General features: G+C 71.3%; 22 protein-coding genes. 10 read left to right on the top strand and 12 right to left on the bottom strand.

The features are described from left to right. The first annotated feature begins 50 nt into the window (after nt 1-50). From ptlA to fdxA, 8 genes are all read left to right on the top strand, one after another. Entirely contained in the window at nt 51-1,064 is a 1,014-nt protein-coding gene (gene ptlA / locus ACFU3E_RS11870) for a pentalenene synthase (protein ID WP_384155189.1), read from the top strand. Between the two features lie 40 nt (nt 1,065-1,104). After that, nucleotides 1,105-2,499 (top strand): pentalenene oxygenase, encoded by a 1,395-nt coding sequence (ptlI, locus tag ACFU3E_RS11865; protein ID WP_384155186.1) that lies wholly within the window; start codon nt 1,105-1,107, stop codon nt 2,497-2,499. Further along, nucleotides 2,496-3,476 carry a 4-hydroxy-3-methylbut-2-enyl diphosphate reductase gene (locus tag ACFU3E_RS11860; protein ID WP_384155184.1) on the top strand — a complete coding sequence of 327 codons (981 nt, stop codon included), beginning with the start codon at nt 2,496-2,498 and terminating at the stop codon, nt 3,474-3,476. The genes ptlI and ACFU3E_RS11860 overlap by 4 nt, the downstream gene beginning before the upstream one ends. Nucleotides 3,477-3,505: 29 nt before the next feature. Further along, a complete protein-coding gene (locus ACFU3E_RS11855; protein WP_384155292.1) occupies nt 3,506-5,302 on the top strand; it encodes a 1-deoxy-D-xylulose-5-phosphate synthase in 1,797 nt (598 codons plus the stop codon). Nucleotides 5,303-5,398: 96 nt separating this feature from the next. Further along, nucleotides 5,399-6,526: a flavodoxin-dependent (E)-4-hydroxy-3-methylbut-2-enyl-diphosphate synthase gene (gene ispG / locus ACFU3E_RS11850; RefSeq protein WP_384155182.1), complete on the top strand. Its 1,128-nt coding sequence runs from the start codon at nt 5,399-5,401 to the stop codon at nt 6,524-6,526. Next, a complete protein-coding gene (locus ACFU3E_RS11845; RefSeq protein WP_384155181.1) occupies nt 6,523-8,397 on the top strand; it encodes a 2-oxoacid:acceptor oxidoreductase subunit alpha in 1,875 nt (624 codons plus the stop codon). Before ispG ends, ACFU3E_RS11845 begins: the two co-directional genes overlap by 4 nt. Beyond that, nucleotides 8,387-9,325, top strand: coding sequence for a 2-oxoacid:ferredoxin oxidoreductase subunit beta (locus tag ACFU3E_RS11840; protein ID WP_384155179.1), 939 nt, complete (start codon nt 8,387-8,389; stop codon nt 9,323-9,325). The genes ACFU3E_RS11845 and ACFU3E_RS11840 overlap by 11 nt, the downstream gene beginning before the upstream one ends. Before the next feature lie 48 nt (nt 9,326-9,373). Further along, entirely contained in the window at nt 9,374-9,694 is a 321-nt protein-coding gene (fdxA, locus tag ACFU3E_RS11835; protein ID WP_384155177.1) for a ferredoxin, read from the top strand. A 45-nt stretch (nt 9,695-9,739) separates the two neighbouring features. Here the strand turns inward: fdxA and ACFU3E_RS11830 are convergent, their stop codons facing one another. The 3 genes from ACFU3E_RS11830 to ACFU3E_RS11820 all read right to left on the bottom strand — a co-directional run bounded on the left by ACFU3E_RS11830 (nt 9,740) and on the right by ACFU3E_RS11820 (nt 13,171). After that, nucleotides 9,740-10,354, bottom strand: a complete 615-nt coding sequence (locus ACFU3E_RS11830) for a DNA-binding response regulator (protein WP_384155175.1) — start codon at nt 10,352-10,354, stop codon at nt 9,740-9,742. A 92-nt stretch (nt 10,355-10,446) separates the two neighbouring features. Then, complete coding sequence (locus ACFU3E_RS11825) at nt 10,447-11,646, bottom strand: sensor histidine kinase (RefSeq protein ID WP_384155173.1); 1,200 nt, start codon at nt 11,644-11,646, stop codon at nt 10,447-10,449. A 985-nt stretch (nt 11,647-12,631) separates the two neighbouring features. Next, a complete protein-coding gene (locus ACFU3E_RS11820) occupies nt 12,632-13,171 on the bottom strand; it encodes a transposase (protein ID WP_384155171.1) in 540 nt (179 codons plus the stop codon). Between the two features lie 389 nt (nt 13,172-13,560). On the opposite strand from ACFU3E_RS11820, the gene ACFU3E_RS11815 reads away from it, so the two are divergent. Next, complete coding sequence (locus ACFU3E_RS11815) at nt 13,561-14,391, top strand: BTAD domain-containing putative transcriptional regulator (protein WP_384155169.1); 831 nt, start codon at nt 13,561-13,563, stop codon at nt 14,389-14,391. An 8-nt stretch (nt 14,392-14,399) separates the two neighbouring features. Here ACFU3E_RS11815 and ACFU3E_RS11810 read toward each other — a convergent pair whose 3' ends face one another. Both ACFU3E_RS11810 and ccrA read right to left on the bottom strand, forming a co-directional pair. Continuing rightward, nucleotides 14,400-15,170, bottom strand: a complete 771-nt coding sequence (locus tag ACFU3E_RS11810) for a thioesterase II family protein (protein WP_384155167.1) — start codon at nt 15,168-15,170, stop codon at nt 14,400-14,402. 54 nt (nt 15,171-15,224) lie between these two features. Continuing rightward, nucleotides 15,225-16,565 (bottom strand): crotonyl-CoA carboxylase/reductase, encoded by a 1,341-nt coding sequence (ccrA, locus tag ACFU3E_RS11805; protein ID WP_384155165.1) that lies wholly within the window; start codon nt 16,563-16,565, stop codon nt 15,225-15,227. Nucleotides 16,566-16,977: 412 nt separating this feature from the next. Between ccrA and ACFU3E_RS11800 the strand changes: the two genes are divergently transcribed. Further along, complete coding sequence (locus tag ACFU3E_RS11800; protein ID WP_384155163.1) at nt 16,978-17,565, top strand: RNA polymerase sigma factor; 588 nt, start codon at nt 16,978-16,980, stop codon at nt 17,563-17,565. Nucleotides 17,566-17,687: 122 nt separating this feature from the next. Here the strand turns inward: ACFU3E_RS11800 and kynU are convergent, their stop codons facing one another. The 7 genes from kynU to paaA form a co-directional block, all read right to left on the bottom strand. Continuing rightward, complete coding sequence (kynU, locus tag ACFU3E_RS11795; RefSeq protein ID WP_384155161.1) at nt 17,688-18,968, bottom strand: kynureninase; 1,281 nt, start codon at nt 18,966-18,968, stop codon at nt 17,688-17,690. Next, on the bottom strand, nt 18,961-19,806 hold the full coding sequence (locus ACFU3E_RS11790) for a tryptophan 2,3-dioxygenase (protein ID WP_384155159.1): 846 nt from the start codon (nt 19,804-19,806) through the stop codon (nt 18,961-18,963). The genes kynU and ACFU3E_RS11790 overlap by 8 nt, the downstream gene beginning before the upstream one ends. An 81-nt stretch (nt 19,807-19,887) precedes the next feature. Then, the gene (locus tag ACFU3E_RS11785; protein WP_384155157.1) at nt 19,888-20,991 is read right to left on the bottom strand and encodes a 2Fe-2S iron-sulfur cluster-binding protein; all 1,104 of its coding nucleotides are present in this window, start codon (nt 20,989-20,991) and stop codon (nt 19,888-19,890) included. A gap of 7 nt (nt 20,992-20,998) precedes the next feature. Next, a complete protein-coding gene (gene paaD / locus ACFU3E_RS11780; RefSeq protein WP_384155155.1) occupies nt 20,999-21,496 on the bottom strand; it encodes a 1,2-phenylacetyl-CoA epoxidase subunit PaaD in 498 nt (165 codons plus the stop codon). Further along, on the bottom strand, nt 21,493-22,281 hold the full coding sequence (gene paaC / locus ACFU3E_RS11775; RefSeq protein WP_384155153.1) for a 1,2-phenylacetyl-CoA epoxidase subunit PaaC: 789 nt from the start codon (nt 22,279-22,281) through the stop codon (nt 21,493-21,495). The genes paaD and paaC overlap by 4 nt, the downstream gene beginning before the upstream one ends. Then, nucleotides 22,271-22,573 carry a 1,2-phenylacetyl-CoA epoxidase subunit PaaB gene (gene paaB, locus ACFU3E_RS11770; protein WP_384155151.1) on the bottom strand — a complete coding sequence of 101 codons (303 nt, stop codon included), beginning with the start codon at nt 22,571-22,573 and terminating at the stop codon, nt 22,271-22,273. Before paaB ends, paaC begins: the two co-directional genes overlap by 11 nt. Next, nucleotides 22,570-23,586, bottom strand: a complete 1,017-nt coding sequence (gene paaA, locus ACFU3E_RS11765; RefSeq protein ID WP_384155289.1) for a 1,2-phenylacetyl-CoA epoxidase subunit PaaA — start codon at nt 23,584-23,586, stop codon at nt 22,570-22,572. Before paaA ends, paaB begins: the two co-directional genes overlap by 4 nt. Between the last annotated feature and the right edge of the window lie 176 nt (nt 23,587-23,762).

The raw sequence follows: 23,762 nt of genomic DNA, 5'->3' as shown, positions 1-23,762 counted from the left end.
ATGCCCCCCACCTCCTCCCCCGACCCCGCGACCCCCTCCGAGGACTCCCCATGCCCCAGGACGTCGACTTCCACATACCCCTGCCGAGCCGGCAGAGCCCGGATCACGCCCGCGCCGACGCCGAGCAGCTCATCTGGCCCCGCTCGCTCGGTCTGATCAAGTCCGAGGCGGCGGCCGAGCGCCATCTGCGCGGCGGCTACGCCGACCTGGCCTCCCGCTTCTACCCGCACGCGACCGGCGCCGACCTGGACCTGGGCGTCGACCTGATGTCGTGGTTCTTCCTCTTCGACGACCTGTTCGACGGGCCGCGCGGTGAGGACCCCGAGGCGGCCAAACAGCTCACCGACGCCGTGGCGGCGGCTCTGGACGGCCCCCTGCCGCCCTCCGCGCCCCCGATCGCCCACGGCTTCGCCGACATCTGGCGCCGCTGCTGCGATGAGATGTCACCGTCCTGGTGCACGCGCAGCGCCCGGCACTGGCGCAACTACTTCGACGGGTACGTCGACGAGGCGCGGAGCCGGTTCCGGGACAAGCCGTACGACAGCGCCGCGGAATACCTCGCCATGCGGCGGCACACCATCGGCGTGCAGCCGACGGTGGACCTCGCCGAGCGCGCGGGCCGCTTCGAGGTGCCGCAGCGGGTCTTCGACAGCGCGGTGCTGGGCGCGATGCTCCAGATCGCCGTCGACGTCAACCTGATGCTCAACGACATCGCCTCCCTGGAGAAGGAGGAGGCCCGCGGCGAGCTGAACAACATGGTCATGATCCTGCGCCGCGAGCACGGCTGGTCCAAGGGCCGCAGCATCGCCCACCTCCAGGACGAGGTGCAGGCCCGGCTCGAACAGTTCCTGCTGCTGGAGTCCTGCTTGCCCCAGGTCGGCGAGATCTACGGCCTCGACGCGAGCGAGCGCGAGGCACTGGAGCGGTACCGCACCGACGCGGTGCGCACGGTGATCCGCGGTTCCTACGACTGGCACCGCTCCTCCGGCCGCTACGACACCGAGTTCGCGCTCGCCGCCGGCTCCCAGGGCTATCTGGAGGAACTCGGCAGCAGCGCCCGCTGAGCCGTCAACCGCACTGCGGAAACAGGAAGTTGAGGAACCGATGTCCGAGCAGACCGCATTCGTCGCGGGCACCGCGCCCGGGGCGCTCCCCGTCGTGGGACATGCCCTGCAGATGATGCGTCACCCCGTGAACTTCATGACCTCGCTGTCGGCCCACGGCGACCTGGTCGAGATCAGGATCGGCCCCACCACGGCCTACGTCCCCACCCACCCCGAACTGCTGCGGCACGTCTTGACCAACGACCGCGTCTTCGACAAGGGCGGCGTCTTCTACGACCGCGCCCGCGACATCGCCGGCAACGGCCTGGTCACCTGCCCGTTCGCCGACCACCGCCGCCAACGCCGGCTGATGCAGTCGGCGTTCACCCGCGGCCAGCTCAAACGGTACGCCGAGGCCATGCGCGCCGAGATCGAGGACACCGCGTCCCGCTGGCAGGACGGCATGGTCGTGGACGCCTTCCAGGAGATGTACGGCATGGCCCTGCGCACGGTCGGCCGCACCCTGTACTCCACCCCCGTCAGCCCCGAACTGGCGGCGAAGGTGGAGCGCTCCTTCGACGTCGTGCTCAACGGCCTGTTCCGGCAGATGTTCCTGCCGGCCTCGATCCGCCGGCTGCCCCTGCCGTCCCAGCGCCGCTACAAGAGCAACCTGGCCTTCCTGCACGAGACCACCCAGCAACTCATCGACGACTACCGCAGCTCCGACACCGAGCGCGACGACCTGCTCGCCGCCCTGATCGCCTCTCGTGACGACGACGGCGGCAAGCTCGGCGACAAGGAGATCCACGACCAGGTCATCACCGTGATGGCGGCCGGCACCGAGACCGTCGCCGGCACCCTCACCTGGGTCTTCTACCTGCTCTCCCAGCACCCCGAGATCGAGGCCGCGCTGTACGAGGAGATCGACACCGTCCTCGACGGCCGCGCCCCGCAGTGGGACGACCTGCCGAAGCTCTCCCTGGCCGACCGGATCATCTCCGAGACGCTGCGCCTGCACCCGCCGGCCTGGCTGTTCACCCGCCTCACCGCCTCCCCGACGGAACTCGCGGGACGCCTGCTGCCCACCGGCTCCACCGTCGTCTTCAGCCCCGCCGCGGTCGCCCAGTACGAGGAGGCCTTCGACGACCCTACGAGGTTCGACCCCGACCGCTGGCTCCCGGACCGGGTCGCACCGGCCTCCCGCCACGCCTACGTGCCGTTCGGCACCGGTGCCCGCAAGTGCATCGGCGACCTCTACGCGCGCACTGAGGCCACGTTGGGGCTCGCCACCATCCTCGGCCGCTGGCGGGTCACCTGCGACCCGGACATGGACATCCGCCCGGTGCCGCTGGCCACCGTCTACCACCCGCGCCGGCTGCGCCTGAAGCTGTCCGCGCGCACCCCGCACCGGGCGGCGTCCCCCGCCCTCGCACCGACCGGGGGTGACGCCACATGACCGGAGGCGGCCTCGTCCTGGCGCAGCCGCGCGGCTTCTGCGCGGGCGTGCGACGCGCCATCGGCATCGTCGAGCGGGCGCTGGACCTGCACGGAGCGCCGGTGTACGTGCGCAAGGAGATCGTGCACAACCACTACATCGTCTCGGAGCTCCAGAAACGCGGCGCCGTCTTCGTCGACAGCGAGGACGAGGTCCCGCAGGGAGCGGTCTGCGTGTTCTCCGCGCACGGCGTCTCACCCGGGGTGCGGTCCTCCGCCGCCGAACGGGAGCTCGAAGTCATCGACGCCACCTGCCCGTTGGTCTCCAAGGTGCACCAGGAGGCGGTGCGCTTCGCCCGGGACGGCCGCACCATCCTGCTGGTCGGCCACGAGGGGCACGAGGAGGTCGAGGGCGTCCTCGGCGAGGCCCCGGACCGCATCGTCGTCATCGAGACCGAGGAGGACGTACGGCGGCTCGGTCTGCCCGACGACACGCCGGTGGCGGTCCTCACCCAGACCACCCTGTCGTTCGACGAGACCACGAAGGTCGTCCAGGCGCTGCGCGCCCGCTTCACGGACCTGATCACCCCGGGCGACGACGACATCTGCTACGCAAGCCAGAACCGGCAGAACGCCGTGAAGGACCTCGCCCGCCGCAACGAACTGGTCCTCGTCATCGGCTCACGCAACTCCAGCAACTCGCTGCGCATGGTCGAGGTGGCCCGGGAGCACGGGGCCGTGGCGCATCTGGTGCCCGACGAGAGCCATCTCGAACCGGCCTGGCTCCAGGGCGTCTCCTCCGTGGGCATCAGCGCGGGGGCCAGCGCCCCGGAGATCCTGGTCGACGGGCTCGTCACCCGGCTGGCCGGGCTCGGTTTCGACCAGGTCGAGCTGCAGCAGGGCATCGCCGAGGACGTCGTGTTCTCGATGCCCGGACGGCTGGCCGACCCGGTCACCGGCCGGGTGCCGCAGACCCCGCTGGCCGGTGAGGCCCCATGAAGCCGGTACCGGAGAGCAAGGGGCACACCGTGCCACGCCTGGAGGAGATCCGGGGGCCCGAGGACCTGCGAGCCCTGTCCTTGAGCCAGGCCCGTGACCTGGCGCCGCAGATCCGGCGGCTGCTGGTGGACACCTGCGCGGTCACCGGCGGCCATCTCGGCCCCAACCTGGGCGTCGTGGAGCTGTCGATAGCCCTGCACCGCGTCTTCGACTCGCCCCGCGACCGGATCCTGTGGGACACCGGCCACCAGGCCTATGTGCACAAGATGCTCACCGGCCGTACCGGAGCCCTGGCCACGCTCCGGCAGACGGGCGGCCTTTCGGGGTACCCGTGCCGTGCCGAGTCCGAGCACGACGTCATCGAGAACTCGCACGCCTCGACCGTGCTGTCGTGGGCGGACGGGCTGGCCCGTGCCCACGCCCTGCGCGAGATGGACGACCGTGCCGTGGTCGCCGTCCTCGGCGACGGCGCGCTGACCGGCGGCATGGTCTGGGAGGCGCTCAACAACATCGCGGCCGCCCCCGAGCGCCCGGTGGTCGTGGTCCTCAACGACAACGGCCGCTCCTACGCCCCCACCGTTGGCGCGGTTGCCGAGCACCTGGCCCGGTTGCGCGGCCCGGGCGCCCCCCAGGCCCTCTTCGAGGACCTGGGGCTATCCTACCTGGGCCCGGTGGACGGGCACGACATCGAGGCCGTGGAGGGCGCGCTGCGCGAGGCCGCCCGCCTCGGGCGGCCCGTGGTGGTGCACTGCGTCACGCAGAAGGGCCGCGGCCACCTTCCGGCCGAGCAGGACGACACGGACCGCTTCCACGCCGTGCGGCCCGCCACCGCGCACAAGCCGGGCGGGTCTCCCTCCTGGACGTCGGTGTTCGGCCGTGAGCTGGTGCGGGTGGCGGCGGACCGGCCGGACGTGGTCGCTCTCACCGCGGCCATGCTCGACCCGACCGGGCTGAGCGAGTTCGCGCGCCGCTACCCGGAGCGGATCATCGACGTGGGCATCGCCGAGCAGCACGCCGTGACCGCCGCCGCCGGTCTGGCGCTGGGCGGTATGCATCCGGTGGTGGCGCTGTACTCCACCTTCCTCAACCGCGCCTTCGACCAACTGCTGATGGACGTGGCGCTGCACCGCGCCCCGGTGACCTTCGTCCTGGACCGGGCGGGCGTCACCGGCGACGACGGGCCCTCCCACAACGGCATGTGGGACCTGTCGCTGCTGAACCTGGTGCCCGGCCTGCGGCTGGCCGCGCCCCGCGACGCCGTCACCCTGCGCCGCGCGTTCGGGGAGGCGGTCTCCTGCGAGGAGGGCCCCACCGCGCTGCGCTTCCCCAAGGGGGCCGGTGGTGACGACATTCCCGCCGTCGACACCTTCGGCGGCGTCGACATCCTGCGCCGGGGCGAGCGGCCGGACATCCTCCTGGTCTCCGTCGGCGCCATGGCCGCCACCTGCCTGGAGGCCGCCGAACGGCTGGCCGCGCACGGCGTGGGCGTCACCGTCGCGGACCCCCGCTGGGTCAAGCCGGTCGCGCCCGAACTGCTGGACCTCGCCGTCGAATACCGGCTGGTCGCCACGGTCGAGGACAACGGCCGGGCCGGCGGCGTCGGCACCTGTGTCGCCCAGGCACTGAGCGACACCGGGGCGGCCCTGCCGGTCCGCACCTTCGGCATCCCACAGCGCTTCCTGAACCACGGCTCACGATCCGACGTGCTGGAGGCGAGCGGTCTCACCGCCCGTCATCTCGTCCACGCCCTGCTCGAATCACTGCCTCCCGGACGGGACGAGGCCCGGAGCCGGGCCACCGCCCCGCTGGCCCTCGGCGGACGCTGAGGGCGCCCGGGGAGCGATCTCTCCGTGCCTCCGTGTCGGTCAACGGTCACCGCCACCCGGTCCTCAGGGACCGGCCAACACGCTTAGGGGATTGTCATGCCTGTCGCACTCGGAGTGCCGACGGTGCCATCGAGGCTGGCCCGACGACGTACCAGCCGTCAGATCCACGTAGGACCGGTGCCGGTGGGTGGCGACGCCCCGGTGTCGGTGCAGTCGATGACGACGACGCGTACGTCGGACATCGGCGCGACCCTGCAGCAGATCGCCGAGCTGACAGCGTCGGGCTGCCAGATCGTCCGCGTGGCGTGCCCGACGCAGGACGATGCGGACGCGCTGTCGACGATCGCCCGCAAGTCCCAGATCCCGGTGATCGCGGACATCCACTTCCAGCCGAAGTACGTCTTCGCGGCGATCGAGGCGGGCTGTGCCGCGGTCCGGGTCAATCCGGGCAACATCAAGCAGTTCGACGACAAGGTCAAGGAGATCGCGCGGGCCGCGAAGGACCACGGCACGCCGATCCGGATCGGGGTCAACGCCGGTTCGCTGGACAAGCGGCTGCTGCAGAAGTACGGCAAGGCCACTCCGGAGGCGCTGGTGGAGTCGGCGCTGTGGGAGGCCTCACTGTTCGAGGAGCACGACTTCCGGGACATCAAGATCTCGGTCAAGCACAACGACCCGGTCGTGATGATCGAGGCGTACAAGCAGCTCGCCGCGCAGTGCGACTACCCCCTGCACCTGGGTGTGACCGAGGCGGGCCCGGCCTTGCAGGGCACCATCAAGTCCGCGGTCGCCTTCGGGGCGCTGCTCTCCCAGGGCATCGGCGACACCATCCGCGTCTCGCTGTCCGCCCCGCCCGCGGAGGAGGTCAAGGTCGGCATCCAGATCCTGGAGTCCCTCAACCTCAAGCAGCGCGGCCTGGAGATCGTCTCCTGCCCGTCCTGCGGGCGGGCCCAGGTGGACGTTTACAAGCTGGCCGAGGAGGTCACCGCCGGCCTGACCGGCATGGAGGTCCCCCTCCGTGTCGCGGTCATGGGCTGCGTCGTCAACGGCCCCGGCGAGGCCCGCGAGGCCGACCTCGGCGTCGCCTCCGGCAACGGCAAGGGCCAGATCTTCGTCAAGGGTGAGGTCATCAAGACCGTCCCCGAATCCAAGATCGTCGAGACCCTCATCGAAGAAGCCCTCAAGGTCGCCGAAGGCATGTCCTCGAAGGCGGTGGACGAGTGAGCGCTCCCCCCGCGGTGAAACAGCTCGACCGGGTTGTGATCCGGTTCGCCGGCGACTCGGGCGACGGCATGCAGCTGACAGGCGATCAGTTCACCGCTCGGAGCGCGGGGTTCGGCAACGATCTGTCGACGCTGCCGAACTTCCCCGCCGAGATCAGGGCACCCGCCGGCACCCTGCCCGGGGTCTCGTCCTTCCAACTGCACTTCGCCGACCACGACATCCTCACCCCCGGTGACGCGCCGGACGTCCTGGTGGCGATGAACCCGGCGGCGCTCAAGGCGAACCTGGCCGACCTGCCGCGTGGCGCGGAGATCATCGTCGACACGGACGCGTTCTCCCGCCGCGCCCTGACGAAGGCCGGCTGGAGCGCCAGCCCGTTGGAGGACAGCACCCTGGAGGCGTACCGGGTGCATCCGGTGGCGCTGACCACGTTGACCGTGGAGGCGCTGAAGGACTCGGGCCTCGCCCGAAAGGACGCGGAGCGCGCGAAGAACATGTTCGCCCTGGGCCTGTTGTCCTGGATGTACCACCGGCCCACCGAGGGCACCGAGAGCTTCCTGCGCGCCAAGTTCGCCCGGCGGCCAGAGCTCGCCGAGGCCAACGTGACCGCGCTCCGGGCAGGTTGGAACTACGGCGAGACCACCGAGTCGTTCGCCGTCTCCTATGAGGTGGCCCCGGCCGAACGCGTCTTCTCGCCGGGCCGCCACCGCAACATCTCCGGCAATCTGGCCCTCGCCCTGGGACTGGTGGCGGCCGCCGAACGCGCGGCTCTGCCGCTGTTCCTGGGCTCCTATCCCATCACCCCGGCCTCGGACATCCTGCACGAGCTCAGCAAGCACAAGAACTTCGGCGTACGGACCTTCCAGGCCGAGGACGAGATCGCCGGCATCGGCGCGGCCCTGGGCGCGGCTTTCGGCGGCTCGTTGGGCGTGACCACCACCTCCGGTCCGGGGATGGCCCTGAAGTCGGAGACCATCGGGCTCGCGGTCTCGCTGGAGCTGCCCCTGCTGGTGATCGACATCCAGCGGGGCGGCCCGTCCACCGGACTGCCCACGAAGACCGAGCAGGCCGACCTCCTCCAGGCGATGTTCGGGCGCAACGGCGAGGCCCCGGTCCCGGTGCTCGCCCCGGCCACCCCGGCCGACTGCTTCGACGCCGCCTTGGACGCGGCCCGCATCGCTCTGACCTACCGCACGCCGGTGCTCCTGCTCTCGGACGGCTACCTGGCCAATGGCTCCGAGCCGTGGCGCATCCCCGAGGTGTCCGAACTGCCGGACCTGCGCGTGGAGTTCGCCACCGCCCCGAACCGCCCCGACGGCTCGTTCCACCCCTACCTGCGCGACCCCGAGACCCTGGCCCGGCCCTGGGCGGTACCGGGCACACCCGGCCTGGAGCACCGTATCGGCGGCATCGAGAAGGAGGACGGCACCGGGAACATCTCCTACGACCCCGCCAACCACGACCGGATGGTGCGGCTGCGCCAGGCCAAGGTGGACGGCATCGCCGTACCGGACGTGGAGGTCGACGACCCCTCGGGGGACGCCCGGCTGCTGGTGCTGGGCTGGGGCTCGACCTACGGTCCGATCACCGCGGCGGCACGCCGGGTGCGGGCTTCCGGCGGCAGGGTCGCGACGACGCATCTGCGCCACCTCACCCCCTTCCCCGCGAACCTGGGCGCGGTGCTGGACGGCTACGACCGCGTCCTTGTCCCGGAGATGAACCTCGGTCAGCTCGCGCTGCTGCTGCGCGCGCGGTTCCTGGTCGACGTCCGCTCCCACACCCAGGTCTCCGGCATGCCGTTCAAGGCCGCGGCGCTGGCCGCGGTGATCGAGGAGCACGCGCGCGACACGGAGGCCACCGTTGCCCACTGACCTCGGACTCACCCCGAAGGACTTCAAGTCCGACCAGGAGGTGCGCTGGTGCCCCGGCTGCGGTGACTACGCCGTCCTCGCCGCCGTGCAGGGCTTCATGCCCGAACTGGGCATCGCCCGCGAGAACATCGTCTTCGTCTCGGGCATCGGCTGCTCCTCCCGCTTCCCGTACTACATGAACACGTACGGCATGCACTCCATTCACGGCCGGGCCCCGGCCATCGCCACAGGCCTGGCCTGCGCCCGCCCCGACCTGTCGGTGTGGGTGGTCACCGGCGACGGCGACGCGCTCTCCATCGGCGGAAACCATCTGATCCACGCCCTGCGCCGCAACGTCGACCTCAAGATCCTGCTGTTCAACAACCGGATCTACGGCCTGACCAAGGGCCAGTACTCCCCCACCAGCGAGCAGGGCAAAGTTACCAAGTCGACCCCGATGGGGTCCCTCGACGAGCCGTTCCGGCCGCTCTCGCTGGCCATCGGCGCTGAGGCGACCTTCGTCGCTCGCACCCTCGACTCCGACCGCAGGCATCTGACGGACGTCCTGCGCCGGGCCGCCGCGCACCGGGGCACCGCCCTGGTCGAGATCTACCAGAACTGCAACATCTTCAACGACGGTGCCTTCGACACCCTCAAGGACCCGGCCACCCGCGACAGCGCCCTGCTGCGCCTGGAACACGGCAGGCCCTACCGCCCGGCTCCGGACGCCGAGGAGATCGTCCACGACGTCGAGGACCCCGACCCCACCCGTGCCTTCGCGCTCTCCCGGCTCCATCACCCCACCCCCGTCGGCGTCCTGCGCGCCGTCCGGCGCCCCGTCTACGACCGGCTGATGAACCGCCAGATCGACGACGCCGTCGCCGAGCGGGGTCCCGGCGACCTGGCCGCGCTGCTGGCCGGCTCCGACACGTGGACGGTCGGGGGCTGACCCGGTCCTCGTCGCGCGACGACAGCGCGGCCCGAACCAAGGAGATCCATGACCTACGTCATCGCCCAGCCATGTGTGGACGTCAAGGACAAGGCGTGCATCGAGGAGTGCCCGGTCGACTGCATCTACGAGGGCTCCCGGTCCTTGTACATCCACCCGGACGAATGCGTCGACTGCGGGGCCTGTGAGCCGGTCTGCCCGGTCGAGGCCATCTTCTACGAGGACGACGTGCCGGAGCAGTGGAAGGACTACTACCGGGCCAACGTCGAGTTCTTCGACGAACTCGGCTCCCCGGGTGGCGCGAGTGCCCTCGGGCCGATCGAGCGCGATCACCCGATCGTCGCCGGACAGCCGGTCCGTACGGCCTGAGCGCGGCGGGGTCCGCCGGTCGCGGACCCCGCCGGGCGTCCTGGCTCAGGCCACCAGCCAGCCCTCCTCGTAGGCGATCCGCACCGCGTCGATGCGGTTGCGCGCACCGAGCTTGCTGACGATGGAGGTCAGGTAGTTCTGCACGGTCCCCCGGGACAGGCACAGGCTCGTCGCTATCTCGCCGACGTCGGTGCCCCGGGCGGCGTGCTGGAGGACCTCCGCCTCCCGGGCCGAGAGGGGGTTTTCCTGATGTTTCCAGGCGTCCAGCAGCAGCTCGGGGGCGATGGCGGGTCGCCCCGCGGCGACCGCGCGCACCGAGGTGGCGAGCTGGCCCGGCGGCGCCTCCTTGGTGAGGAATCCCTGGACCTGGGCGGCCAGCGCGCGCCGCAGCAGGCCCGGCCAGCCGAATGAGGTGAGGATCAGGGTGCCGCAGTTCGGCAGCTCGTGGTGGAGTTCCTCCGCCGCGGTGAGCCCGTCCGTGCCGGGGAGGTTGATGTCGAGCACGGCCACGTCGGGCCGGGTCTCCAGAGCGGCCGGCACGATGTCGTCGCCCCGGCTCACGGAGGCGACGACGAGCAGGTCCTCCTCCAGGTGCAACAGCGCGGCCAGTGCCCCGCGGACCATCTGGACATCCTCGGCGAGCAGGATTCTGGTGGGCATGATTCCGCACTTTCGTCTCGATCGACGCGCTTCGGCCCCAGGCCGGTGCGCTTCCTCAGCCCCCGTTGTCGTCGGCGGTCGCCTCGACCGCGTCAGGAGTTCAGTGGCGCCTCCGCGAGCAGCACGAAGCGGCCGTCTTCGCGGACACGCGCCTCCGCGCGGCCGCCCAGCGCCGCCAGGCGGGCGCCGAGGTTGGCCAGCCCCTGGCCGCCGCGGCGTTCGGCGGCCGCCGGGCAGACCGCGTCGTTCACCATGACCAGGCACGCCATGCCGTCGGACACGGTGAAGGTGACATGGCAGGTCTCGGCCTCGCTGTGCCTGATGACGTTGGCGGCGCCTTCCCGGAGCACGATGGCCAGGACCTCGTCGAGCGTCGGGGGCAGCGGGTGTGAGTCGGTGATCTCCATCGTCACGTCCACGCCGGCCATGGTCAGGACCGACCGCACGGCCGCCTGCTCCTCCGCGAACGACAGGGCGCCGCGGTAACTCCTCGCCACCAGGCGCAGTTCGGTGAGGGTCTGGCGCGAGGTGGTCACGATCGCCTTGATCTCCTCGCGGGCGCGGTGCGCCTCCGCCGGGGCCAGCCGGTGGGCCAGCTCGCCCCTCAGGACGATGGAGGAGAGACTGCTTCCCACCAGGTCGTGCAGGTCCCGCGAGAAGCGCAGCCGTTCCCGCGTCACCGCGGCCCTGGCCAGTTCCTCCCGGTCCTTGTGCACCTCGGCGACGAGACTGCAGAGCCGGCTGAGTCCCCAGATCATCCAGCCCAGGAGCATCGCGGACACGGTGTTCGACGCCGCCGAGAGGAACGGCGCCGACGCCCAGCAGATGCCGAGGACGCTGAGGATGACCAGGGACCAGACGAGCCAGGCTCCGCGCATGTCGACGAGCAGGACCGACGCCGCCAGCGGTCCTGCCATGAGGGTCCAGGATCCGCCGTACCAGAGCAGGGGCAGGTAGGTCAGCGCAGCCTGCGCCCCAAGGATCGCCACCAGCCGGCCGTCCGAGGGGCGCCGGGTTCCCACCGTCATGATGGCCGTCTGCGCGGCGATAATGAGTCCGACGAGCACGAAGAAGCCGGCCAGGAGCGCGGGCCGGGTGCGTTCCTCCAGCAGGCCGACCAGGCTCTTCGAGACGATCCAGACCAGCGGGACGACGGTGATGAACCGGGTCAGGCAGTACGTGCGAATGTCGTGGTCCGGCAATGGGTCGAATTCGGCCAGTCGCCGTTTCAGCGCCGCCGGCGCCGACAAGCGCAGGGCGCCGACGCGCCGCGTGACCCGAGAAGCTTCCACCGCTCCTCCGGTCACGAGCGCCGGCCGCGTCTCGACCGGGCCGCGCGGGAAGGGCACGAATGTCTTTTCCGGTCCCTTGGGCGGTGTCGTATCGAGAACAGGCCCGGGTAACTCATTTTTGGCGCACTCATGAATGGAAAATGGCACGAAGATAAAACGGAGGGGTAACCTGGAGATGGCTCCAGCGCTTCCACCGCATCGCAGGGGATCCATTCCCCGGGGCGGCTTCCGACAATCCCCCCAACGGCACGAACATGACGTACGTCACCGGCCGCAGATGCACCCCGATCACCTTGGCAGGAGCCGTCGCCACGGGGGCGCCATGGTCGGCCGGGCCCATGCCGGCCCCGCGATCTGTCACACACAGATAATCTCGCCGCGAAAGAGAAGGAGAGGGTATGTGGGGGGATCTTCATAGCTCCATTAATGAGGGCGGCGGCTAACCTGTCAAGAACATTGAGAGTTAAAGAGACCCAAATCTCGTGATTCCTCAACATGCGTCGATGAGCACGCGATTAACCTCGATCTTTCGTGATGGTCCGCCGGCGGAGTCGGTGGACCATCAGGCGTTCCGCGGCTGAGCGTGGGCAGACCAGCGGCCCGAGTGTCGTCTCGGGTGGGCGTCGGGTTCCACTACTCCGGGCCGGTCGTGCTGTCGTCGGGACGGGGGATCTGATGCGGGCAGTTGGACGATCCGGTGGAGGGCGGCGGTGATGTGGTGGGTCCAGGGCCAGTGCCGGGCCAGGCGGAGGATCCGTCGGCGGCCGGTGGTGACAAGCTGCCCCGCCATGGTGAACAGGCGATGCCGCAGACGTGCGGTTCTGTGCGGTGTGCCTCAGGGGCAGATTCCGCAGGCCGGTGGACCGGGCTGCCCGGATCCGGTCCACCGCGCGGGCCCGCAGCCGGTGACGGAGCTCGAGTCCGGCGATCGGCCGACCGGTGGTGTTGGTGGCGAAGCAGGTGAGCCGCAGGCCGTCCGCATCAGTCAGCCCAACTGACCTCCCGGATGCGGCCGTTCCTTCCGGGCGATCAGCCGCATCCCCTTCGGCCAGCCGTCCAGGACGTCGCTGGTGAGTTCGGCGACCCAGGCCCCCTCGCGGATCTCGCCGTCCGCCTCGACGACCGGGGTCCAGGCCATGCGGGGACCTTCAGTACGTGCTGGCGGATCGCGTCGATGATCACCATGCCGACGGAGCAGGAGAGCCAGCGTCCGCGCTGGGAAGCCAGGCGACGAAGTCGTGGGTGCCGCGCCCACGGAGTCAGTGCGGATCAGGGTCTGCCGCCCGCGCCGGTACTTCTTCGGCGGTTGGGCCAAGGCCAGGCGAATGGCGGTGAGTCGGCGGCGGTGTTCGAGCCCGGCGTTGCCCGGTCCGAGAAGGGCCGCAACGGGTTCCCCGGTGCCGCCCAGACCGTGGTCGACGAATCCCGGCAAATGATGGTGGCCGTAGGTCCGCTTCCAGGTCGGGGCCGCGCCCTCCTTGTCCGAGTGCGCGATCACCAGCACCCCGTCCAGATCGGTCGTCACCCCTTTGTCCGCGTCCGGCGCCTGGCCGGCCAGGCACCAGACCCGTCACGGACTTCAGCCCGTGGGACGCGGATCGCCCGAAGGGCGGTGTCGCCGGAGGCGGCGAGGGTGTCGGCCAAGCGGGAGGCCGTCGGATCGGAGGCGACCGGCCCGAACACGGCCGGCTCGGCCCGCGGTTCCGCCAGGGCGCCAATGCGGTGCATACCGCCTGGTCAAGGCCAACACCACCCAATTCGAACTGATAAAAAAGTACGGTTTGCGAAGTGTGGTGTTGCCTTGAGTCACGACATGACATATTCACATCCGGACTTGTGAGGCGGTAACTGGGCCGCACGGCACGGTTTTGCGAGGATGCAAGGCAGGTTCCGCAAGACATGCAGAGGACTCAGATGACAGACATCACGGTTCTCGGGCCGTTCACCGCTACCTACGGGCAGTCGTCGTTCGCGCCCAGCGCCACCAAGACCCGACAGGTCTTGGCGCTCCTCGCCCTCCAGGCAGACAGCGTCGTCGCGGCGTCGACCCTCATGGAGGAGATCTGGGGCGAGGAACTGCCGCGCAGCGCGGCCACAACACTGCAGACCTACATCCTCCAGCTGCGCCGGAAGCTCTCCGCCGTGCTGGAGCGCGGTCCCGACGAGGCGAAGGAGGTGCTGGTGACCCAGCACGGCGGCTATCTCCTGCGCGTGCGCCCCGGGAGCGTGGACGCGCAGGAGTTCGAGAAGCTGGCCGCTTCCGGAGCGAAGGCCTTCAAGGGAGGTGACGACCACACGGCCTCCCGGCTCCTCGGCCAGGCCCTCGGGCTCTGGCGCGGCCCCGCGCTGATGGATGTGAAGGTGGGTCCGGTGCTGGACCTGGACGTCGTCCGGCTGGAGGAGAAACGGATGACCGTCCTGGAGCAGCGGATCGACGCGGACCTCGCGCTCGGCCACCACGGCGAACTGGTGCCGGAGCTCTCGGTCCTGACCGCCCGCCACCCCATGCACGAGACGTTCTGCGCGCAGCTGATGACGGCGCTGTACCGCTCGGACGGTGTCTGGCGGGCCCTGGAGGCCTACCAGCGACTGCGCTCAGCCCTGGTGAAGGAGCTGGGCCTGGAACCCTCGCAGCGACTCAAACGCCTGCACCAGGCGGTGCTCTCCGGCCAGGAGTTCGCCGACCACCGCAGCTTTGGCGCGCCTGCAGCGGTCCGGATCGGCAACCGGACGACGGCCGCCTGACGGTGGTGTCACCCGTCGGTCGCCGCCCGGACGGACGACGGAGCGATCCGGGCGAGCCGGTCCGCGAAGACCTCGCGGAACTGCGGCTGGTCGAGGAAGAAGTGGCCGCCGGGCAGGAGGGCCAGATCGAAGGCCTCCGAGGTCAGTTCGGACCATGCCTTCATCCCGTCGGTGTGGGTCAGCGCGTCCTCCAGTCCAGCGAAGGCGGCGACCGGCACGTCCAGGGGCTCGGTGTGCCGGTGCGCGTAGGTCTCCAGCATCCGCAGATCGGCCCGGACGGACGGCAGGAACAGTTGCAACACCGTCGGCGCCGAGAGCAGGGCGTCGGGGATACCGCCCATCCGGCTCAGCTCCGCCGTGAACAGCGGGTCCGGAAGCATGTGCAGCGGCTCGTGGGGCGGCGGCCACGCCGGGCTGACCCGCCCGGAGACGAGCAGCAGTTCGACAGTGGCACCCGCCTGCCGCAGCCGGCGCGCGGTCTCGTAGGCGACGAGCGCGCCGAAACTGTGGCCGAACAGGGCGAAGGGCCGGTCGTGGCCGTCACCGCCGCCCTGCTCCTCCCGGTCCTGGCGCAGCAGGCGGACCGCCTCGGTCACCACCTGCTCCATCTCGCCCAGCAGGCTCTCGCGCAGCCGCGTCCCGTGGCCGGGCAGTTCCAGCGGGACCACCCGCACACCCGGTGGCACCACGGCCTCCAACCGGCCGTACGACTGCGCGCTGCCTCCCGCGTGGGCCAGGCAGTAGAGCGTGAGCCAGGTCCGGACGGAGGGCTGCGTCATGGATCGGTTCCTTTCTCCGGGCGGTATGAAGCTCTGCGGGCGGGATTCAGCTCTTCAGCCGGGAATCCGGGCGGGGTCGCGCAACAGGTTGAGCTGCTTCTCCCCGATCCTCGCCCGTAGTTCAGGGTCGGTGACGCCCAGTCCCTCGCCGGGGGCCATGCAGAGCACGCCGACCTTGCCCACGTGCTGGTTCTGCTGCACCACGCGCACCGCCGTGGCCGCGTCCTCCAGCGCGTGGATCTCGGAGAGCGCCGGGTACAGCTTCCCGAGGTCGAACAGCCGGTTGCACTCGGCCATCTCCTGGAGATTGGCCGCGTGGCTGCCCAAGATGCGCTTGAGGTTCATCCAGAGGTAGCGGTTGTCGTACTGGTGCTGGTAGCCGGTGCTGGATCCGCAGGTGATGACGGTGCCGCCGCGGCGGACCACGAACACCGAGATCCCGAAGGTGGCCCTGCCGACGAAGTCGAAGACGACATGGGGGTCCTCGCCGGTCTCGCGACGGATGATCCTGCCCAGCCGCTTGCCCAGCGTGATCGTTTCCTCGGGAGTGGGGTCGCCGCCCAGGCCGATCTCGGCGCGGTTGATCACCACGTCGCAGCCGAGGGCCCGCACCAGCGGTTCCTTGTCCTCCGAGCCGACCACACCGACCGGGATGCCGCCCGCGTTCTTCACCATCTGGACGGCGTACGCGCCGAGGCCGCCGGCCGCTCCCCAGATCAGGACGACGTCGCCCAGCTTGATCCGGGCTCCCCGCTCGCTGATCAGCATCCGGTACGCGGTCCCGGCGGTCAGCAGGTTGACGGCCGCCTCCTCCCAGGTCAGATGGCCCGGCTTGGGCAGCAGCTGGCTCGCCCGGACCACCGTGTAGTGGGCCAGCCCGCCGAAGTTGGTCTCGAAGCCCCAGGCGCGCTGCCCGGTGCCGAGCACACCGTCGTGGTGCGTCATCGGCTCCTGGTCGTCGGCCTGGATGGGGCTGACCACGACATGGTCGCCCACCTGCCACTTACGGGTGCCGCTGCCCACGCGGACGATGACACCGGAGGCGTCGGAGCCGATGACGTGGTGGGGCCGGTCGTGCCGGGCGGCGTATCCCCCCTCCCGGGCGAAGCGCTCCAGGAACGTGAAGGTCGGCAGCGGCTCGAACATCGCCGACCAGACGCTGTTGTAGTTGACGGAACTGGCCATCACGGCCACCAGCACCTCGTCCGGGGCCAGTTCCGGCATGGGCACCATGCCCACGTGGAGCGACTTGCGAACGTCCTTGTCCTCGACCCCCGCGAAGATGCCCACGTCCTCCTTGCGGAGGTGGGCGGCAAGGTACTCCTCCGGGACTGGTGCCCGTCGCAGTTCTTCCGGATCCGCGCCGGCCAGCACGGCCTCGGTCAGAGAAGACACGGGAATTCCTCCAACTCGCCTCGCAGCAACGTCTTTCCACGGCTTCGACAACGGCGGTCGTGATGCTGTGCGCACAGCTCCGACGGTCGGGGGACGCGGCGCCCTGCCCGGATCACATCACTGGCGAGTCGTGCTTCGGCGGAGATCCGCTTGAGCCCGCCGGACGGCGCGGGCCCGTTCTCCCTGCGTTCAAGGCAGACTCCAGGCCCGCTGTACAGGCTTCGGAGCATGAGCTATCCCCGTCTTCGCGTGGGCGGACGAGAGCGGCGGCTCCTGGAGCGGCCCCGTCCCGCGCCACCACCTCACCGCCCGGAGCCGCTCGGCGCTCGCCCCTGACCACGGCGACCGACGCCGAGGGCCGCCCCCGGAGAGCCGACCCGTCCCCGACCACCCGTCGCACTCGTGAGGCCCCATGCACACCGCCCGTACGTCCAGCACGCCCCAGGTCGGCGCCGAGCCCCGCGACGCCGACGTCACTCCCCTGCGCGACCGTCAGGCCCCGGCGGTGACCGCGCTGTTGCCCCGCGCCCAGGCCGGCGACCGGCAGGCCATGAACGAGCTGCTGCGGCAGGTCACGCCCCTGGTCGTGCGGCAGTGCCGCCGGATCACCCGTCGGCACGACTCGGATGCCGCGCAGGAGGCCATGCTCGCGATCTACCGCGGCATCCACGGCCTGCGCGAGCCCGGCGCCTTCTGCTCCTGGGCCCGCGCGATCGCGGTGCGGGAAGCCGTGCGCACCCGCCGGCGCCTGGGGGACTTCTCGCCCCAGGACCTGCCCGATCTGGAGCAGGACACCAATCCCCTGACCAGCGTCCACATCAGCGACGTCCTGGACCGGCTGCCGCACCACCATCGTGAGGTGCTCACCCTGCGCGCGGTCTACGGCCTGGACGAGCAGGAGATGGCCACGGCGCTCGCCCTGCCGCTCGGCACGGTCCGCTCCCGGCTGCACCGCGCCCGGCGCAACTTCCACGACGCCTGGCACCAGCAGTCCGCCTGACCCTCCCGGCCGTCGCCGGCCGCCGGGATACGGCACGGAGGTCCCCGGATCACGAAGACCTCCGTGCCGCAGCCGTGCCGCCCGGGTTCTCCGCACGGCACGGCGGTCTCGTCGCGCGGCCGTCAGGTGACGGCCGCGCGCTGCCGGTGGCGCGGGTCCCGGTGCTCCTCCCGGATCAGGGCTTCGCGCAGCTGTCGTACGGCGGTCAGGACGTCGTGGTGGGAGACGTACAGCGCGTTGACGCCGAACCTCAGCAGGTCGGGTGCGCGCATGTCGCCGATGACGCCGCGGGCGGCCAGCGCGCGCACCAGCGGGTAGGCCTCCGCGTGCCGCAGCGCCACCTGGCTGCCGCGCCGGTGTGCCTGCCGCGGGGTGACCACGGTGAAGCCGAGCCCGTCCAGCAGGGTGTCGGCGCAGTCCATGAAGAACCCGGTCAGGGACAGGCTCTTGGCCCGGACCTGCTCCATGCCGACGCCCTCGAAGGCGGTGAGGGCCGCCTCCAGGGCGAGCAGGGAGAGGATCGGCGGCGTCCCGATGCGGGCCCGTTCCACTCCGCGGGCCGGGATGTAGGCGCCGCTCAGCGCGAAGGGGTCCGCGTGGCCGTTCCAGCCGGTGAGCGGCTGGTCGAAGGCGTCCTGGTGGCGTCGGGCGACGTAGAGGAAGGCGGGGGCGCCGGGGCCGCCGGAGAGGAACTTGTAGCCGCAGCCCACCGCCAGGTCGACGCCCAGGTCGTCCAGCCGTACGGGCAGCGCGCCGGCCGCGTGGCACAGGTCCCACAGCATCAGTGCCCCGGCCTCCTGGACGGCACGGGTGACGGCGGCCATGTCGTGGAGCTCGCCGGTGCGGTAGTCGACCGGGGAGTACCCGGCCACCGCCACCTCGTGTCCGCGGGCGGCCAGGCAGCGCGGCAGGTCGTCCACCGCGACCCGCAGGACCTCCAGGTCGAGGAGCCGGGCCACCGAGTCGGCGATGTACATGTCGGTGGGAAAGTGGCCCGGGTCGGTCAGCAGCAGCCGCCGCGCGGGACGCAGCCGCGCCGCCGCGGTCAGGGAGTTGAACAGGTGCACGCTGGTGGAGTCGCCCGTCACGGTCTGCCCCGGCGCCGCGCCGAGCAGGTGTCCGATCGTGTCCCCCACCCGCAGCGGCGCCCGCCACCACCCGTGCTCGTTCCAGGAGCCGATCAGTCCCTGCCCCCACTGCCGGTGGGCCGCGTCCGCGAGCGCCTCGGGCACGGCGGCCGGCAGGGCGCCGAGCGAGTTGCCGTCCAGGTAGACGACTCCGTCCGGCAGGACGAACCGTTCCCGGTGTGCCGCCAGCGGGTCGGCCGCGTCGAGCGCGGACGCCTGTCCCCGCAGGTCCTCCAGGGCGCTCGTGCCGTGGAGGGCGGCCGGTTGCCTAGACAAGGCCGCGCACCGTCCAGATCTCGGGGAACACCGGGCGGGTGGCGCGCTGCTCCAGCCAGTGGACCCCGGACGAACCACCGCTGCCGGTCTTGGCGCCCATCGCCCGGCGGGTGGCGAGCAGATGGTCACCGCGCCATCGCATCACCGCCTCGGCGATGTCGGTCAGCGTCTCGCCCAGCGCCAGCAGAGGGTCGTTCTGCGGGCCGGCGTACACGCGCCGCCAGACCTCCTCGACGCCCGGGTCGGCCTCGTAGGCGGCGCTCACGTCACGTTCCAGCACGTGCTCGGGGACCGGCAGGCCGCGGCGGTGCAGATAGGCCAGCGTCTCGTCGTAGAGCGAGGGCTGGTGGAGCAGTTCCTCCAGTTCGGCGTAGGCGCCGGGATCCGCCCGCTGCGGGTTCATCAGCGAACGGCTCTTGTCGCCGAGCAGGAACTCCAACTGCCGGTACTTGGCCGACTGGAAGCCGGACGCGGCGCCGAACGCCGCCCGGAACTCGTTGAACTGGGCCGGGGTCATCCTCGCGATCGGCCGCAGGGAGTCGTTGAGCGCGAGGTGCGCGCCGAGGCTGCGGCGCAGGGCGTCCATGGCGCACTCGTGGTCGTCCTTGACGAGGGCTTCCCGGGCGATTCGCCACTCATGGACGACCAGGGTGAACCACAGCTCCATCACCTGGGTGGTGACCAGGAACGCCATCTCGTGCGGGGCGTCGGTCAGGGGCCGTTGCAGGGAGGACAGCACCGAGGCGTGGACGTAGTCGTCGTAGGGGGTCCTGCCCCGGAAGTCCGTCAGAGGGTCGTCCGTCCCCGTTTCGTGGGACAGGGACGTGGTGTCGGTCATCGCGTCTCCTCAGCAGGGTGCACTGGTCGGCGGGGGGGGGAGGTACGGCGGGCGGGGGCGAGCGGTGCCCCTCTCGTCCGCTCACAGGTCGAAGTCCAGCTCCGTCTCGTCGGTCTCGGGGCGGGCGCGGCAGGCGAGTGTGTAGCCCGCCGCCAGTTCCGCGGAGCCCAGCACGTACTGCGGGCCGGTCGTGACGGATCCGTGGACGACCTTGGCGCGGCAGCTTCCGCACAGGCCCTCGCGGCAGGAGTACGGGATGTCCGGCCGGGCCCGCAGCAGCGCGTCGAGCACCACCCGGTCCTGGTCCGTCATGGCGGTCACGGCCGTCTGTCCGCCGAAGGAGGCGGTGATCCGTGCGCGGTGACCGTGCGGCGCGGCCCGGGGTGGCGCCGGGTCCCGGGGGGCGGCGGAGAAGAGTTCGACGCGGGTCCGTGCCGGGTCGGCGCCCCAGGCGGTCAGGGCCTCGCGCACCGACGTGACCATCTCCCAGGGCCCGCAGAGGTAGAAGTAGGTGTCGCCGTCCGGTTCGGCGCCGACCGCGCGCATCAGGGCGGGCAGCCTCGTGGCGTCGAGCCGCCCGGTCAGCAGTTCGGCCTCGCGGGTCTCCCGGGTCAGCAGGTACAGCGGCTGGAACCGGTCGACGTAGGCGTCTTTGAGGTCGGCCAGTTCGTCGGCGAGGAGCACCGACCGGGCCGTACGCTCGGTGTGGATCAGGGACACCCGGCAGCGCGGGTCGGCGCGCAGGGCCGCCGCGGCCATGGGCAGCAGCGGGGTGATGCCGCTGCCCGCGGCCACCATCACCTGGTGTGCGCCGGGGTGTTCCACGAGTCCGAAGGCGCCGGTCGGCGGTGCGACGTCCAGCGTCTCGCCGGCTCTCAGCACGGTCATGGCGTACTCCGCGAAGCCGCCGGATCCCAGTCGCTTGACGACCAGGCGCAGTTCGGGCCGCCCGAAGGGTGGCGGGCAGATCGAGTAGCTTCGGCGGATCTCCGTCCCGTGCAGGACGTGCCGTACGGTCACGTGCTGGCCCGGCCGGTGGGCGAAGGCGTCGGCCGGTCCGTCGGGGAGGTCCAGGGTGAGGGCCACCGCGTCGTCGGTGAGCGGCCGGACCCGCGCCACCCTCAGCCGGTGCCATCCGGCCGACGGTCCGGTGGGCGCCGCCGTGCCCTGCTCGGTCGTGGTCATGGGGCCGTCACACCGCCTTCAGGTGGGGAAAGGACTCGTGGCAGGCGGCGCACATCAGGATCGTCTGGCATCCGGTGGGGCCGAACGGCCCGAGCGGACGGGTCGCCGCGGAACCGCAGTTCGGGCAGGGCCGGCCGAGACCGAGCCGCACCGGCAGCGGTGCCGACGAGGGGGCGGGGGGCGTGATGCCGTGGGCGGCGAGTTTGCGGCGGCCCGCCTCGCTGATCCGGTCGGTGGTCCAGGTGGGCGCGAGCGCCCGCGTCACCCGTCCTCGGGGATGCCCGCACCGCGCGAGAACGGCCCGCAGGTCGGCCTCGATCACCGAGAGCGCCGGACAGCCGAGGTAGGTCGGGGTGAAGACGACCTCCATCACCCCGTCCGCCCCCTCGCGCACCGACCGGATCACACCCAGGTCGGCCAGGGTGACCATGGGCAGTTCCGGGTCCGGTACAACCTCCACCCGGGCGCGGACCTCGTCGGGGCCCAGCGGCGTGGCCGCGCTCACCAGACACCTCCGGGGTACTGCCGGAAGGTCGACTGGAACTCGGCCAGCAGCGGGGCGAACGCCTCGGTGTGCAGCCCCGAGCGCCCTCCGGTGGCCTGCCAGGAAGGCACCGGGAGCGTGAGCCCGGCCTCCGTCAGGACGTCGGTCACCTCCTGTTCCCAGGCGGCCCGCAGCCGGTCCGGGGCGCAGGCCGTGCCGTCGGCGTCCAGTCGTGCCGTCAGCTCGTCGGCCTCGAACAGCTCGGCTGTGTACGGCCAGACGTGCTCCAGCCCCGCCCGCATCCGCCGCCGGCTCTCCTCGGTGCCGCGGCCCAGCCGTACGGTCCACCGCGAGGCGTGCAGCCGGTGGTACTCGGCGTCCTTGACCGCGCGGGCGCCGAAGGCGGCCAGCCGCGCGTCGGCGGAGGCGGACAGCTCGGCATAGAGCAGACTCGTGGCGTGCGTGTACGCCAGCTGCCGGGCGACGGTGACGGCGAAGTCGCCGTTGGGGAGCTCCAGCAGCAGCGCGTTGCGGAACTCGCGTTCGGTCCTGCGGTAGGCGAGGTCGTCGTCGCTGCGCTGTGTCCCGTCCCGGTGACCGCTGAGGGACAGCAGGATCCTGGCGTGGCCGAGCAGGTCCAGGGCGATGTTGGACAGGGCGAGGTCCTCCTCGACGGTGGGCGCGTTGGTCACCCAGGCGCACAGCCGCTGACAGAGGATCAGCGCGTCGTCGCCGAGCCGGAGCGCGTACTCGGCGATGTCGTGGTCCCGGGTGACGGCGAGGGAACCGGACAGCTCACTGGTCATGGGTGTCCGCCTCGCTGAGTGGCCGGTACATCTGCGGATACCGGTAGGGCTTGTCGGCTCCGTTACTGAAGAAGGGGTCCTTCTCGGCGGGGGACGAGGCCCGCACCGCGTCGGAGCGCACCACCCAGATGGACAGCGGGTCCCCGCGCCGGGTGTAGAGGTCGCGTGCGTGGGCAATGGCCATGTCGGCGTCGGCGCCGTGGACCGAGCCGACGTGCTGGTGGGAGAGGCCTCGGCGCGGCCTGAGGAACACCTCCCAGGACATCTGCGCACGGCCGGTCTCGCCGCTCATGCCTCCTCCCCTTCCGTCAGACGGGCCGCATAGGCGTCGGCCGCCGCGCGCACCCAGGCACCGTTCTCATGGGCCGCCACCCGGTGCGCGAGGCGCTGCCTGGCGCACTGCTCGCCGCCGGCCAGGGCCGTGCGGTACACCTGCCAGTCCACCGGGGTGAAGTCGTAGTGCCCGCGCTCCTCGTTCCAGCGGATCGCCGGATCGGGCAGGGTCACCCCGAGCCTCTCGGCCTGCGGCACGACGTTGTCCACGAACCGCTGACGCAGCTCGTCGTTGGTGTGGCGTTTGATCCCCCAGGCCATCGAGCGCCGGCTGACCGCGGCGCCCAGGGCCGCGGCCCGGGCGTCCCCGCCGCCCTCGGCGGTGTCCGGCGGACCGAACATCAGGGCCACCGCCGGCAGCCACCACCGGTCGACCGCGTCCTGCGCCATCTCCCGCTGCTCCCGCGTGCCCCGGCACAGCGCCCAGAGCAGGTCGTAGCCCTGGCGGACATGGAAGGTCTCCTCCTGGCACACCCGCTGCATGGCCCGTGCGTACGGCCCGTAGGAAGTGCGGCACAGCGGGGCCTGGTTGATCACCGCGGCGCCGTCCGTGAGCCAGGCGATCGCCCCGGTGTCGGCCCAGGTCAGGGCGGGGTGGTTGAACGTGTCCGAGGAGCGCTGGTGCCCCTGGTGCAGCGCGTCGAGCAGTTCGGCGCGGGTGACACCGAGGGTCTCCGCCGCCGCGTACAGGTACAGGCCGTGCCCCGCCTCGTCCTGCACCTTGGACAGCAGCACGGCCTTGCGCTGCAGGGAGGGCGCCCGGGTCAGCCAGGATCCCTCCGGCTGCATCCCGATGATCTCCGAGTGCGCGTGCTGGGCGATCTGCCGGATCACCATCCGCCGGTAGCCGTCGGGCAGCCAGTCCCGGGGTTCGATCGTCTCGCCGGCCGCGACCAGTGCCTCGAAGTCGGCGTCGCGCCGCCCGTCGTCGTCCGCGGCGACGGTGGCGGCCGTGGAACCTTCCTCGGTGATCACCTGGAACCTCCGCTCCCCTTTGTCCGGCCCGCGTCGGCACTCCCGGGTAAGGGCCTCACTACGAAGGAGTGCCGACGCGGCCGGTCCAATCCCTCACCGGGTGCGGGAAGTCGAGTGAGACAGACCACAGGGTCGGCGGGGATTGTCAGGGCGTTCCGCGTCCTCCTTATCCG

This window comes from Streptomyces sp. NPDC057424 (genome assembly GCF_042803315.1).
GTDB lineage: Bacteria > Actinomycetota > Actinomycetes > Streptomycetales > Streptomycetaceae > Streptomyces.
This window is presented reverse-complemented; position numbering and strand designations above follow the sequence as displayed.